The 13,103-nt window shown below is 57.6% G+C and carries 12 protein-coding genes and 2 pseudogenes; 9 read left to right on the top strand and 5 right to left on the bottom strand.

What is annotated here, in order from left to right; all coding sequences use genetic code 11:
- Window positions 1-53: 53 nt before the first annotated feature.
- The gene (locus tag F1609_RS14585; RefSeq protein WP_167077140.1) at window positions 54-608 is read right to left on the bottom strand and encodes an FxDxF family PEP-CTERM protein; all 555 of its coding nucleotides are present in this window, start codon (window positions 606-608) and stop codon (window positions 54-56) included.
- Between the two features lie 521 nt (window positions 609-1,129).
- On the opposite strand from F1609_RS14585, the gene F1609_RS14590 reads away from it, so the two are divergent.
- Complete coding sequence (locus F1609_RS14590; protein ID WP_167077141.1) at window positions 1,130-1,816, top strand: methyl-accepting chemotaxis protein; 687 nt, start codon at window positions 1,130-1,132, stop codon at window positions 1,814-1,816.
- Between the two features lie 17 nt (window positions 1,817-1,833).
- Here F1609_RS14590 and F1609_RS14595 read toward each other — a convergent pair whose 3' ends face one another.
- Window positions 1,834-3,129 carry a GMC family oxidoreductase N-terminal domain-containing protein gene (locus F1609_RS14595; RefSeq protein ID WP_167077142.1) on the bottom strand — a complete coding sequence of 432 codons (1,296 nt, stop codon included), beginning with the start codon at window positions 3,127-3,129 and terminating at the stop codon, window positions 1,834-1,836.
- Window positions 3,130-3,319: 190 nt separating this feature from the next.
- Here F1609_RS14595 and F1609_RS14600 point away from each other — a divergent pair, with 190 nt between their 5' ends.
- From F1609_RS14600 to F1609_RS14635, 8 genes and pseudogenes are all read left to right on the top strand, one after another.
- Entirely contained in the window at window positions 3,320-3,526 is a 207-nt protein-coding gene (locus F1609_RS14600; RefSeq protein WP_167077143.1) for a hypothetical protein, read from the top strand.
- A gap of 28 nt (window positions 3,527-3,554) precedes the next feature.
- Complete coding sequence (locus tag F1609_RS14605) at window positions 3,555-4,307, top strand: GIN domain-containing protein (RefSeq protein WP_167077144.1); 753 nt, start codon at window positions 3,555-3,557, stop codon at window positions 4,305-4,307.
- Window positions 4,304-4,954, top strand: a complete 651-nt coding sequence (locus F1609_RS14610; protein WP_307730470.1) for a tetratricopeptide repeat protein — start codon at window positions 4,304-4,306, stop codon at window positions 4,952-4,954. Before F1609_RS14605 ends, F1609_RS14610 begins: the two co-directional genes overlap by 4 nt.
- 240 nt (window positions 4,955-5,194) lie before the next feature.
- On the top strand, window positions 5,195-5,467 hold the full coding sequence (locus tag F1609_RS14615) for a hypothetical protein (protein ID WP_167077145.1): 273 nt from the start codon (window positions 5,195-5,197) through the stop codon (window positions 5,465-5,467).
- Window positions 5,468-5,757: 290 nt separating this feature from the next.
- A pseudogene (locus F1609_RS14620) lies at window positions 5,758-6,704 on the top strand (IS5 family transposase).
- 632 nt (window positions 6,705-7,336) lie between these two features.
- Window positions 7,337-8,875 carry an ATP-dependent nuclease gene (locus F1609_RS34590; RefSeq protein WP_167077146.1) on the top strand — a complete coding sequence of 513 codons (1,539 nt, stop codon included), beginning with the start codon at window positions 7,337-7,339 and terminating at the stop codon, window positions 8,873-8,875.
- A gap of 11 nt (window positions 8,876-8,886) precedes the next feature.
- Entirely contained in the window at window positions 8,887-9,741 is an 855-nt protein-coding gene (locus F1609_RS14630; RefSeq protein ID WP_167077147.1) for an HNH endonuclease, read from the top strand.
- A gap of 218 nt (window positions 9,742-9,959) precedes the next feature.
- Window positions 9,960-10,331, top strand: a complete 372-nt coding sequence (locus F1609_RS14635) for a transposase (protein WP_502572659.1) — start codon at window positions 9,960-9,962, stop codon at window positions 10,329-10,331.
- A 130-nt stretch (window positions 10,332-10,461) separates the two neighbouring features.
- On the opposite strand, the gene F1609_RS14640 is transcribed toward F1609_RS14635, so the two are convergent.
- From F1609_RS14640 to F1609_RS14650, 3 genes and pseudogenes are all read right to left on the bottom strand, one after another.
- Complete coding sequence (locus F1609_RS14640; RefSeq protein ID WP_167077148.1) at window positions 10,462-11,079, bottom strand: IS630 family transposase; 618 nt, start codon at window positions 11,077-11,079, stop codon at window positions 10,462-10,464.
- A gap of 188 nt (window positions 11,080-11,267) precedes the next feature.
- Window positions 11,268-12,451: pseudogene (locus F1609_RS14645) on the bottom strand (IS3 family transposase); the annotation flags it as partial.
- A gap of 96 nt (window positions 12,452-12,547) precedes the next feature.
- Entirely contained in the window at window positions 12,548-12,925 is a 378-nt protein-coding gene (locus F1609_RS14650; protein ID WP_267876797.1) for a helix-turn-helix domain-containing protein, read from the bottom strand.
- Window positions 12,926-13,103 lie beyond the last annotated feature (178 nt).

Below are 13,103 nucleotides of genomic sequence, written 5' to 3' on the forward strand. Positions count from 1 at the left end.
TAGCGACCTCGCGTCACTGGGAGGCGAGGGTTTCTATGCAGGGCGCGTGAAGCTTAGGCTGCCAGTGCGGCTGCTGCTGCTTTTTTGTTGCGGCGGCGAGCGGTGAAGCCCAGCAGGCCGAGGCCGGCGAGCATCATTGCGTAGGTTTCTGGCTCAGGTACTGGTGCCAGAGCGATGTTGGTCGAGTAACGGCCCGATGCGTTCGACAGGATGCTGCCTTTGACTTGCAGCGTGTAGGTGCCGGCGCTCAGGCTCGAGGTCGACAGCGACCATTGGTCGGTTGCACCGGTCGACAGCAGGGTGCCGCCGAACAGGGCGCCGGCGCTGTCGATCAGGTTGAACGCGGTAATGTCCAGGCCGTTTTTAGCGTTGCCGGTGACCGAGAAAATACCAGCGGCGAATTCGCCAGCCTGGCTCAGGTTGAAACTGTAGTTGTCGACGAAGGTGTTGCCTTTTTGGCCGCCCGCGAAGAAGCCGTCGGCTTCAGCGAAGTTGTCTACCAGTTCCAGGGTCGTGTTGTTGATGATTTCGACAGCGGATGCCTGGCTCGACACCAGAGCGGCGGATGCCAGCGCGATGGCCGACAGGAAAACTTTAGATTTTTTCATCATATTGCACCTATTAAAGTTGCCTTTTGTTAAGGCCGGGTTGTGGCTTGGATCACGTATGTGTACGCGAGAGGCCAATCTAACATTGGCTTGTGACCGTGGTAAGGATGAGCTTGCTTCTTTACATCTCGTTGCAATTTTCTACAGAGAACGCTTAGTTGATATGGAAATACTATTACAAACCCATCTTCATAGTGAAGAGCTCGCTTTAGGTCTGTTGCAGAGCACCATTGGTGTCCATATCATTTCTGTCTGTAGTCCCAATCCTACAAAGAGACGAGAAATTATGGAAGCTGGGCTTTAAGTTATTCATAAGTTATTGCCCAATTGACGGATGTCAATACGACACTTTCGCATCATGATGGGGTGTGCCGGACCGCTTTCGTGCTCGCTCTGTGTTGCAATGCGCCAATTTGGTGAAGTGGAGGGAAAAAAGCCCCGTTGCGCCCTGGCACGGAACCTGCAATGGCTTCCTTTGTCCGGCCGGCGAAGTCGCCGCCGGCACTGAGAAGGAGAGCACCATGGTGGAAGATGCGAGCACATTGGAACGCCCGCGCGACGATGGATTTGCCGGGGTCAAGCTGTCCGGCGACGTCTTTGGCGCACTGATCAACCTGTCCGGCCGGCGCCGCTTCACCTCGCAGCGGGTGGTGCTGTACGCGGTACTGGCCTCGATGGGGCACGAGGGCGCCGCCGGCACCGCGCGCGAGACACTGGCGCAGTTTCGCGAAGCGCACCTGACCCTGGTCGAAGGCAAGGGCGGCTTGCCGGGCGTGTTCTGCGCCCAGCTGCGCGACGCCTATTTCGGGGTGCTGCAGGGCGACCGCGTGATCCGCGACTTCATCGCGCTGGCCGAAGCGACGCTCGACGCCATCGTCGGCGAAGGGCGCGGCGCGCCCGCGCTGCTGGACGAGCTGGTGCGCAGCGCGACGGCCCTGTTGAGCGTGCTCAACGGGCTGACCCTGGTGTATGAAGAACAATCGAAGCGCCACGCCCAGCTCCAGAAGCGCCAGCTGCAAGTGATGATGGGCGACATCAAGACCATCGCCAAGCAGGCCCGCATGGTCGCTTTCAATGCCCAGATCGTCGCCGCGCGCGCCGGCCAGGCCGGCAAGGAGTTTTCGGTGGTGGCCAGCTCGATGACCCTGATCACCGGCGAAATCGACGACCTGGTGCATGAAGCCCTGAACGGCGCGCTGGCCGCCTGATGGGCTGAGCCGCAGCGTCAGCGCGCCAGGCGCTGGCCCAGCCAGGTACCCAGGCACAGCAGGGTCAAGGTCGGCGGCAGCCCCCACGGCCCCGGAATGACCGAGGCGTCGCACACATACAGGCCGGCCGCGCCGGCTTGCAGATTGGCGTCGACGCCATCGCCGATGCGCACGCTGCCGCCCGGATGCGCGGCGAAATGGCAGCTTTTGAAGACATGGGTGGCGCCGCAACTGGCCAGGATGGCGCGCGCCATCGCTTCGCCTGCGGCCAATTTGTCGCGGTCAAGCCGGTGCAAGGTCTTGTCGACCCAGCGCGGCCCGACCGTGCCGCCGGCCTGGTCGGCAATCTTGACCATGACCGAGAGTGTGCGCCGGTGCGCGAACAGGCGGTCGAAACGCCCCGCCTGGGCCGTGAAAGCCTGGTACATCGGACCGGGCAAGGTCATGTCGGCCAGCGAGATGCCGGCCTCATCCAGACGCAGGCCGGCCGCCATCGGCACCTCGGCGCCACCGTCGAGCCCGTCAACGGTCCCCATCAGCGCCACCACCGGATCGGTAAACAGGCTGCTGGAGTTGGCGCGCAAGCCGCTGGCGTGCAGCAGGCGCGGACTGCCGACGCCGCCGCCGGCCAGGATCACCAGCGGCGCCAGCGCCTGTTTAAGCTTGCCTCCCCGCATGTATTCAACCCCGGTTGCCTTGCCGTTGTGCACCAGCACACGCGTGGCGCGGGCCTGGTCGAGCAAGATGGCGCCGTGGCCGCGGGCCTGGTCTAAAAGATCGCGCGCGCTCCACTTGGCGCCGAACGGGCAGCCATAGACGCAACGCCAGCAGCTTGGGCGGCACAGTTGCGGGCGGATCATCTTGTCGAGCTTGCGCCAGTCCAGGCCCAGCGCCAGGGCGCCCTGCATGATGCGGCGCGCCGCCGGCCCGACCAGCGCATCCGGAAGCGGGCCGATCGGCAGTTCGGCGCGCAAGGCTTGTAAGGCCGGCGCCAGGTCGATGCCGAAGGCGGCGAAGCGGGTCAGGGGCGGATCGGCGGCGGTGGCGAAATTGATGCTGGAGCTGCCGCCAGCGTTGATGCCCTGCACCAGCAGCGAGGCGTCGCGGTGGAGAAAGGCGCCCTTGCCGGGAACCGCGCCGATGCGCGCCATCTGGACCAGCGTGCCCTTGAGCGGGGCGGCGCTGCCCTGTTCCAGGATCAGCACGCGCAGGCCGCGTGCGGCCAGTTCGCGCGCCACGCTGGCGCCGCCGGGCCCGCTGCCGACGACAATCGCGTCGGGCGCGGGGGAGCTGGGGGAGGTGGGCGCTGGCATGGTGCACGAGTATCGGCCGCCGTGGCGGGCCCGTCAACTGGCACAAGCGCGCTTGACGCCTCATCGCGCATTTTTGCTGGCCCAGGTGGCGAAAAATGCAGTTCGTCGCAATCGGCTGGAGAGTCGGGCGCCGTGTGGTTAAAGTCACACCATACCGCCACGCCACCGAACCCCACACGAGGAGCGCATCATGAACATCGCCAAGCACATGGAAGCCATTTTTCTTGCCGTCGTCGCCGTCATCGGCGCCAGCACCTTTGCCTCTGCGGGCGCGCCGGCGCCGGTCCAGCGCCACGCGCCGCTGGCCGCCAGCGCCATGCCCGACGCCGCCATGCCGGTGGTCGTGGTCAGCGCGCGCCGCCTGAGCGCCGCCGAAAAAGCCCGTCTGCCGCAGTAATCAAACAACAATCAGCGAAAGACGCACCATGATGGAATTTTTCCAAGCCGGCGCGCTGGCGGCGGCGCTGGCCCTGGCCCCGCTCGCCACGGCTGCCCCGGCCGACGACAGCGCAAGCGAAACCCGCGCGGTCGACGCCAGCGCGCAGCGCGTCCGGCTCGACGGCGCGATCGACCTGTACCTGCGCCAGGGCGCCGTGCCCAGGCTGGTCATCAGTGGCGCCCGGCGCGCCCTGGGCGGCATCACCACCGAACAGCACGGCGACACCATCAGCATTGGCGGCGCCGCGCGCGGCAGCCGTGCGCGCGCCGAGCTGACCCTGCCGAGCCTGCGCGAAGTGGCGTCCGACAGCGTCGGTTCGACCGAGGTCAGCGGCTTCGCGGGCGACGAGCTCGACCTGTCGCTGGAAGGGGCCGGTTCGATGAAGGTCAACTGCACCTACCGCGTGGTCAGCGCCAGCCTTGGTGGAGTCGGCAGCCTGGACTTGCAGGGCGTAGCCAGCGAGGGCGTCGAGCTCGATCTGCGCGGAGCGGGATATGCCCGGCTGAACGGTCGCGCCAAGTGGCTCAGGGCCAATCTGGGCGGGCTGGGCGGTCTCGATGCGCAGCACTTCCAGGTCGACAGCGTGAACCTCGACCTGAACGGCCTGGGCAACGCCACGGTGATGGCGCGCCAGAGCGCCAACCTGCGCGTGAATGGCATGGGTTCGGTGACGGTGTACGGCAAGCCGGCCAGCCGCAACGTCAGCGTCGACGGTCTTGGCAAGGTCACCTGGAAATGAGCGGCATGCACGCGCGCCAGGCCGTCCACGCCCTGCATACCTTGTTCTGTGCGATGCTGTTCGCCGCCAGCCTGCACGGCAACGCGTTCGCCGGTTTTGCCGAGGGCGCCAACGCCTACAACGCGCGCGACTATGCGCGCGCGCTGAAAGAAGTCGCGCCGCTGGCCAGGGCTGGGCATGTGGACGCGCAGCATTTGCTCGGGCTCATGTATTACATGGGACGCGGCGTCGCGCGCGACTACAAGCAGGCCATGCAGTGGCACCGCAAGGCGGCCGAGCAGGGCAAGGCCGATGCGCAGTATGTGGTGGGCGCCATGTATTACACCGGCACGGCGGTGCCGCTCGATCACAAGGCGGCGATCGGCTGGTTCCGCAAGGCCGCCGAGCAGGGCCATGCCGAGGCGCAGCATGCGCTGGGCTTGATGTACCGCTATCACGCTGCCGGGATGCCGCAGGACAAGGTGCTGGCGTATATGTTGTGGAACCTGGCGGCGGCCAGCGGCAACGCCAACGCCGTGGAGCAGCGCGCGGCGATCGCCAGGCGCATGACGCAGGAGCAGATCGACGAGGCGCAGGCCATGTCGCGCGCGTGGAAGCCGGGGACGGCGCTGCCGACGCAGTCGCGCAGCGGGGGCGGCGCGGGGTAGGATGGCGCAATTGGGCGCTTTGCTGGACATCACTAGCCAGTGCCAAAGCCAGTCTCGCACGGGCAAAATTTTTTTGAGGTGACAGGTTGTGCGCGGACTGGGAGGAAAATCAGGCGTTCAAATGAGCTTGATAGTTGCGTATCAATCGCTACAAATGTAAATAGTAGGATTTGCTGTTCTGATGCTACTGCGAATGCGATTGTCCCGGTGCATCCCTTAACAATGCGTGAAGGAAATTACATGTCGAAAACTATGCAATTACTTGAAGATCTGGATTATCTGCAAAATGCAGGTATGACGGAGGATCATTTGCGCTCTCTACATCATTGGGCCGGGCGTCCAGGGGCAGAAGAGCGAGTCACATTTGAATCCGCGCGCGACTACTTCGGACAAGGGCGCGAAATGAGAGAGAACAATACCGCTTTCGCGGAAAGACTGCATTTCGTGGCTGATGCACATAAGCGCGACATGTCGACACTCGTGGAATTAGCTCTTCGCATTCACCCGATGTGAATGGGTGGCGGTTGCGGCGGCAGATCTTCATCTCATCATATTCGCTCTGTTGTCCTCAATAATAGGGATTCGATATGGCTGTGTTTGGAAGCCGTTTTAGTTGCGGTGGCGCTTGGTCAGCTGAGCGTCCTGTTTTAATCCCCATCGCTTACGCGAATCAAGAAGTGATTAAACAGTTATAGGTTGCATGGAAACAGCTAGGGACGCGCTGATTTATTCCACCACCGATGCCCCCGACGAGACGACGACCTGAGACAATATCGAGGTATCCAACCGCCTCGCTACCGATCATGCAAAAGAGTTTTTCTGACCTCGAATACGCTGCCAAGAAGAAGCTGACACGGCGCGACTGTTTTCTCGCCGAGTCCGCAGAGTAACCCCATGGAGCACGCTGCACAATCTGATTGGACCGTTCTATCCAAAGGTGGTGGGCGACGGCCGTACGCCGATCGGACTGGCGCGCATGTTGTGCATGTACGTGGCCTAGCAGTGCTTCGGTCTGTCTGACGAAGGCATCGAAGATGCGATCTATGACAGTCAGCCCATTCGCGCATTTGTCGGTATCGATCTTGGCCTGGAAACCGCGCCCGATTCAACCATGCTGCTCAAGTTCCCCATCTGCTGAATGCCAACGGCCTGACTCGGCAGACCTTTAACACGATCAACGGTCGTTTGGCCGAGAAGGGCCTGATGATACGAAGGGACCATCGCGGACGCGACGCTGATCGCCGCGCCACCATCGACCAAGAACGAGGATGGCAAGCGCGATTCCGAGATGCATCAGTCGAAGAAAGGCAATGACTGGCACTTCGGTATGACGGCTTACATTGGTGTTGATGCGGCATCGGGCCCTATTCATACGGTCGTCGGCACTGCCGGCAACGTTTCCGACGTGGCGCAGTCACGTGCGCTGCTGCAGGGCGGCTAGACGGCAGTGCCGGGCGACGCCGGTTACCAGGGCGTCGAAAAACGGCTAGAAACGTGGGCAAATCGGTGACATGGCACCTCGCCACGAAGCGCGCCAAGCGCAAGGCACTTGGCGCGGAATCGACTGGGTCGCAAGCTGGAAAAGCTGGAGCACTTGAAGGCCCGCGTCCGCGCGAAAGTGGAGCATCCGTTCCACATCGTCAAAAACCTGTTTCTCCATTGGAAGACGCGCTATCGCGGCTTGGACAAGAACACCGCTCAGCTGTTCACGCTGTCCGGCTTTGCCAACTTGGTACTGGCCGGCAGGTAATTGACGAGAACTGAAACCCGAAGTGCGTCCTGAGCGCTAAAAGACGCAAAGAATACTGCCAATTCGCTGAAAAACCGGCTTTAGCGGGGTCACGAAAGGCGCTTCAAGGTGCCGGCGCAACAGCGCGGAAAAAAGACGTCGCTGCACCGAAAATCGTTAATTGATCACCGCCTCCCTAAGCCGAAGCAACTCGCATGCTGACCAGTCAAACGGGTTCACGTCCGTGTCGTGGCGCGTGATTGGGGGTAACGTCGGAGGCACTGGACATATTCGTATCTAACGAATTTCGATGTGTCGCGAGCTTCGTTCAACGAGGCCACCGTAATGACCGTGCGATTACTGCTCAGATGTTATTTTTGCACGTATGTACGCCGATGCCCATGAATGAATTCTTTGAAGTATTACTTCTGCGAGACCAAACTGTGTTAATGCCGAAAGAGCAAAATAAGCATCGAGTGTGTGAAGTTTTTTCTGATTTTATTGAGGTTGGCGCTGACGAAGAAGTATTCCCCTGTGGTATACTTGTGGGGTGGCAGCGTACGAAAAGCGAGTCGAATATCTAAAAAGCTCCACTCCTCAATGTGGTCGCTGTAGTTTCACAAAAATTAATTTCTAAAGAGGAGTATAAACTCGTGCCTATCACAATCCAAAAATCTTCGAGTGGAGGTCGGACTGCTCCCGGCCACATTGTTTCACTGAATAGTAACAATTGGGATGATTACAGCTTCAAGACGCTTTTTCGTCTTAGCATTATTGATGAAGTTGGAGGTTGGACTGAAATTGGCGATGTCAAGATTGGTTTTGTCGCTCAACCTCCAAATAGCTGGACTCTTGAATCGCTAGAAAATTCACAACCAATGCTTGCCGACGGATTTTTCTCGATTGGTCAAGACGAAAGCTATTACGAAAATATCAGTGCGCTTCCTCCGTTAATTCGGGATGAGTTGTTGGTTGCGATGAGAGATGTTGTATTCGACCCAGAAATAATGAGAATCGCGAAAACGTCTGATGTATTTGGAACATCTTTGCTTAGGACTGTCTCGTTATCAACCGCGCTAGAGCAGTTTTCCCGTATCTTAGAAGGGGGAGCAGCACTAACGCCATTTCATTTTGGTTACTACAAAGCTCAAACTCATACTAGCGCCGGTGTTGCTCTAAGGTTTGAGGTTTTGCCAGGCTCCCTGCCATCTACCAATATACATGTTCTAATTGGCCGAAATGGCATCGGGAAGACGACCCTTCTTAATAATATGATTTCAAGGTTGGTAGACATGCCTATCTCTGGTGCGGATTTCGGGGATTTTTATGATCTTCAGCTAGAAGATACGCCTATCAATAATCAATATTTTACAAGCGTTATTTCTGCCTCGTTCAGTGCCTTTGACCCTTTCACACCGCCCATCGATAAAATAGGCGACAGTGACACTGTGAAATATACCTATATTGGTTTAAAGGAGGTGCATCAGGGAGCCACTGGTCGAGTATCTCGCCACAAAGATATTCATGAATTAGCCAAAGACTTCGTATCTAGCCTGAACGCATGTTTGAGCTTGCAGAAAAAAAGTGAGCGATGGGTCAAGGCTGTAGAAAGTCTGGAGTCAGATTTAAACTTTGCAGATATGGACTTGACTCGGTTAGCTCACTCCGAACCGGGTGACTCTCGAAATGCACTCGCGCATCAGTTCTTTGCGAGAATGAGCTCCGGTCACGCTGTTGTGCTGCTTACGCTAACTAAATTGGTAGAGCGGACGGAAGAGAAAACATTAATTTTGATGGATGAACCAGAGAGTCACTTACATCCCCCATTGCTTTCCGCTTTCGTTAGAGCACTTTCGGCCCTTCTAAAAAATCGTAATGGCGTCGCTATTATTGCTACGCACTCGCCCGTAATTTTGCAGGAAGTCCCAAAGGTTTGTGTGTGGAAACTGCGGCGAAATCGCCTAGAGTTAAACGCAGACCGCCCTGATGATGAAACATTTGGTGAAAACGTCGGTACACTGACTCGTGATGTATTTGGCTTAGAGGTAACTAGTTCTGGTTACCACAGTATTTTGAAGGAAGCAGTCGATTCCGGGGAGTCGATGGACGAGATTATTGAGCGCTTTGCTGGGCAGATTGGCTATGAAGGTAGAGCACTGTTGCGTGCGCTCATCAAGAATCGAGGTAATTAAATATGAGGGTGATGGCTAATCCAACCGATAACGGCGGTGACGTATATGTTCTTTGTGTAAGCTCTATTGATAACCTTGGATTGAGAGCCAATCTGATAAGCGTAACAAATAAAATTGGAGACATGTGTACCGCATATGTGCAAATAGCTACGCGGGGAAATTTGTACCAGCTTCCACAGGATCATTCAGACAAAGAAGCGACATACCTCGGGAGCGCACGAAAAAAAGACTTTACGAATGTTTATAGCAACCAAATGGTTGCAGCAAACAAGCCAGGACGTGCTATTTATGATAGGATTCTAGGCTCTGCACCAGGTGGGAAATGTCCTTTGTGTGGCTTTGGGCAAGCAAAAACGTTAGACCACTATTTGCCAAAGTCTAAATACCCGCAATTCGCGGTGTTTCCATCGAATCTGGTCCCCGCATGTTATGAGTGCAATGTCGGTAAGCGTAATGGCGTCGCGATTGACCGAGTTGGTCAAAGCATCCACCCATATTTTGACCATTTACTTATCAATGAGCAATGGCTATTTGCTCGCGTGGTTCCAGACCCTTTTACAATTGAATTTTCCGTCGAGCCGCCGCGACACTGGGAGCGGGATGATGGAGACCGGGTGCGCTCGCATTTTTCGCTTATGGACCTGGAAAAAAGGTTCAATACGGAAGCGACTGATGAACTTGCCGCTATTCACGGCATCGTTAAGCGTAACGTGTTGCAATATGGATTCACTGCGCAAGACATCAGAGAGGATTTACTAGCAACAGCTGCTGAACGGCATGCTATTCAAAAAAACTCCTGGCAAACCGCGCTTTATCAAGCTCTCGGAAATAGCGATTGGTATTGCCGGGAGGGATACCAGGCGTGAGTAGAGAATTTTATTTGTTAACAATTAGGATTTTTTTTCGGCGAGCTTAGAAAACTATGGCAGATTAAGGATTTTTACATATTGGGGCAAACTATGACTTTGTATGCTAAACTGCATGGGCAGATTGCAGAACTAGAAAAGTGCTGATTTAATCGCTTCTGGTCGCTCGCGCCGGGCCAAGCTCGCACAATAGCCTATCCCATTTTCCCGCAGTCACGATGAACCACTCGAGTTTTTCCGACGCCGAATTCGCCAGCAAGAAGAAGCTGACGCGGCGTGATCGTTTCCTGGCAGAGATCGAGGCAGCGGCACCTTGGCCTGCACTGATTGCAGCTCTGCTGCCTTACTATCTAAAGGGCGATGGACGTGGACGTCCGCCGCTTGGCTTGGAACGGATGCTGCGCATGTATATCCCAGCAATGCTTCGGCCTGTCGGACGAAGACATCGAAGATGCGATTTACGACAGCCAGGCAATCCGCGCCTTTGTTGGGGCGACCTCACGCATGAGTCGGCACCTGATGCGACCACGATGTCGAAGTTCCGACTACTGCTGGAGAACAACAACCTGGCACGCCGCATCTTCGATTAAATCAACGGATACCTTGTCAGCAAAGGCTTGCTGATGCGCGAGGGAACCATCATTGATGTCACGTTGATCGCGGCGCCACCTTCTATCAAGAACAAGGACGGCGAGCGTGATCCGGAAATGCACTAGTAGATCATCCAGTTGATTGTGATGGATAGCAACGCGCCATCGTCGCTCTTGCGTGGCGCGACATGAATTGGCAACGGATCGGCGTGCCGCACTGATTGCGCGCATCTTGACAAGCGTTGACCAGTCTCGCCAGAGTGGTGATGGCTGAGGTACGGCGATCCAGGCACTGACGCGACAGGGCAGCAAACTCAATTTCAGCCATGTTCAGCCAACTCCCATGCTTGGGCGTGTAGTGAAATTCAAGCTTTTTCAACAGGGAGTTCGCCTTTTCGGGAGGGAACGTGTCATATAACGATCCCGGTTTGTGCGTGTTCAAATTGTCCATGACTACCCGAATCACCTCGGCATGCGGATAGGTTTCCACAAGGAGCTCCATAGCGCGTGCAAAATCGGCCTTGGTACGTCGCTCGGTAACCCATGCTTCGCGCCGACCGGTCGCCGGTTCGCAAAACAGCATGATGTCGGCCACGCCGCAACGTACATATTCCGTATCTTCCCGCGCTGGCTGGCCTGGCTGCATTGGTTGAGCCGGTCTGGCGTCATCAATCAACTGCCGTGGCGTTTCATCGAAACAGGTCACCGGTCGTTGGGCATCGTACGGGGCGTCATACAGGTCAAGCACTAAAGTGGACCCCACCGTCAAGACAATTCGCTCAATAATTTAAGCTATGGTCATGCCACTGTGTACAGCGGAACAGCGCTGTCCTGCCTTGCTTAATTTCCCACTCCAACGGCAGCGGAATTGACTGCGGCTTGCTCCCGGCAGGGCGGGGTTTGGGGCGGAGCCCCATGCCGCACCGTTGCACCCGAAGTTGCCACCGCCACCGCCAAGCCGCTGCTGTATTTGTCCACGATCATCGCGCCACCGCCTTTGCCACTGGCATATACCACGTCCGGCGTTTGGTAGTTCAACGACTGGTGCGGCCGTTCCTCGTTGTAGAAGGCAAAGTAGCGCGTGAGCCCGACCGTTAGGTCGCCCATCGTCGCGTACCCGTTGAGGTATACGTCCTCGTGCTTGACATTGCGCCACAGGCGCTCAACGAAGATGTTGTCCAGTGCCCGACCCCGCCCGTCCATGCTGATCGCCACGCCTTCCCGCAGCAACACGCCGGTGAATGCCTGGCTCGTGAACTGGACGCCTTGATCGGTGTTGAAGATGTCCGGCTTGCCGTGACCAATCAACGCCTCTTCCAGGCAGTCCACGCAGAACGAAGCATCCATGCTGTTACTGATACGCCAGGACAGCACGCGCCGCGAATACCAGTCGATCACCGCCACCAAGTAAGCGAAGCCCCGCGCCAGCCTGATGTACGTGATGTCGGTACTCCACACGTGGTTGGGCCGGACCACCGCCACGCCGCGCAGCAAGTACGGATACACCTTGTGCCCCGGATGTCGGACCGTCGTGCTTGGACCGGGCGCCATCCCCGCCAGACCCGTCACGCGCATCAGGCGCTGCACCCGCTTGCGGTTCACCAACCAGCCCTGTCGCAGCAGGATCACCACCATCCGCCGGCTGCCGTAGAACGGGTGCTGGGTGTACTCCTCGTCGATCAACCCGCACAGCACCAGATCGTTCTCGTCGGCGGCCAGCTCAGCGCGCGGCCGATACACCGTCGCCCGCGACACGCCGGCCAGGTCGCACTGGCGTACCAGCGGCACCTCGCTCTCACGCTCAATCCAGCCCAACCGCACAGCGCCGCTTACAGGCCTGACTTTTTTTTAAGCCAATCAAGCTCCATCTTCAGGCGCCCGATCTCGCCGTACAAACGGTCCTCGCTCTCGTGCTCCAGCTCCACCTTGGGGCCGCGCTTGCCTTCGAACAGCGAGCCGGCGTTGGCCAGAATCTCCTTCTTCCACTGACTCACCATCACTGGATGAACGCCATGCAGTTGCGCTATCTCGTTGACCGTCTTGACCCCGCGTACTGCCTCCAAACCCACCTTCGCTTTAAACTCCGCGCTGTGCACTTTCCGCTTCTTTGCTTCCGTCATTACCGGCCATCCTCCGTTGAGGACCATAGCTTAAACTGCTGTCTCAAATCGTGGGTCCACTATACACATCTTCCATGGCAGCGACAAAATCGCCACTTACTTCGGGTGTGCACCATTCCCGTTTTTGCTATGGCTTGAGGTCGTTTTTTTGAGGTAGGATCGCACCGTCTCCGGTGAAATCGAATCGGCCAGTCCCAGCTCCACCACTCGCCCGGCTAGCAATTTGAGTATCCAGCGCGCATGCTTCTCGTCGGGGGTACTGCACGCTTCGGCAATCAATCGGGCTTGCGTGTGCTCGTCGAGCTTCAATTGCGCGCCTGGTCGCGGCCTATCCACCAGCGCCGCCTCCACGCCTTCCTCCGCGCAATGCTTGCGCACACGATCCACCGTCGCGCTGCCAACGCCGAGCGCATCAACAATTTCGGCGTTCGTCCGACCTTCGTGGCTCAACAACAGAATGCGTGCACGCGTCAGCTTACGCGCGGCATGTTTCCCCCTTGCTCAACAACTCTGTTAATTGCTCACGTTCCGATTCTGTCAGGATAATTCGATATTTCAACATGACGTCACTCCAGTAAAAATGCACACGGAGCTTAGACATCAAAATATTGACTCTGTTTAGTCGGGTCTGCTGGCAAACTATCACATCCAG

The sequence above is a fragment of the Massilia aquatica genome (genome assembly GCF_011682045.1).
Lineage (GTDB): Bacteria > Pseudomonadota > Gammaproteobacteria > Burkholderiales > Burkholderiaceae_D > Telluria_A > Telluria_A aquatica.

What these genes read in the sequence shown, in the direction of transcription:
- F1609_RS14585 (WP_167077140.1), bottom strand. Translation starts at nt 608, where the DNA reads ATGAAAAAATCTAAAGTTTTCCTGTCGGCCATCGCGCTGGCATCCGCC.
- F1609_RS14590 (WP_167077141.1), top strand. Translation starts at nt 1,130, where the DNA reads ATGGTGGAAGATGCGAGCACATTGGAACGCCCGCGCGACGATGGATTT.
- F1609_RS14595 (WP_167077142.1), bottom strand. Translation starts at nt 3,129, where the DNA reads ATGCCAGCGCCCACCTCCCCCAGCTCCCCCGCGCCCGACGCGATTGTC.
- F1609_RS14600 (WP_167077143.1), top strand. Translation starts at nt 3,320, where the DNA reads ATGAACATCGCCAAGCACATGGAAGCCATTTTTCTTGCCGTCGTCGCC.
- F1609_RS14605 (WP_167077144.1), top strand. Translation starts at nt 3,555, where the DNA reads ATGATGGAATTTTTCCAAGCCGGCGCGCTGGCGGCGGCGCTGGCCCTG.
- F1609_RS14610 (WP_307730470.1), top strand. Translation starts at nt 4,304, where the DNA reads ATGAGCGGCATGCACGCGCGCCAGGCCGTCCACGCCCTGCATACCTTG.
- F1609_RS14615 (WP_167077145.1), top strand. Translation starts at nt 5,195, where the DNA reads ATGTCGAAAACTATGCAATTACTTGAAGATCTGGATTATCTGCAAAAT.
- F1609_RS14630 (WP_167077147.1), top strand. Translation starts at nt 8,887, where the DNA reads ATGGCTAATCCAACCGATAACGGCGGTGACGTATATGTTCTTTGTGTA.
- F1609_RS14635 (WP_502572659.1), top strand. Translation starts at nt 9,960, where the DNA reads ATGAACCACTCGAGTTTTTCCGACGCCGAATTCGCCAGCAAGAAGAAG.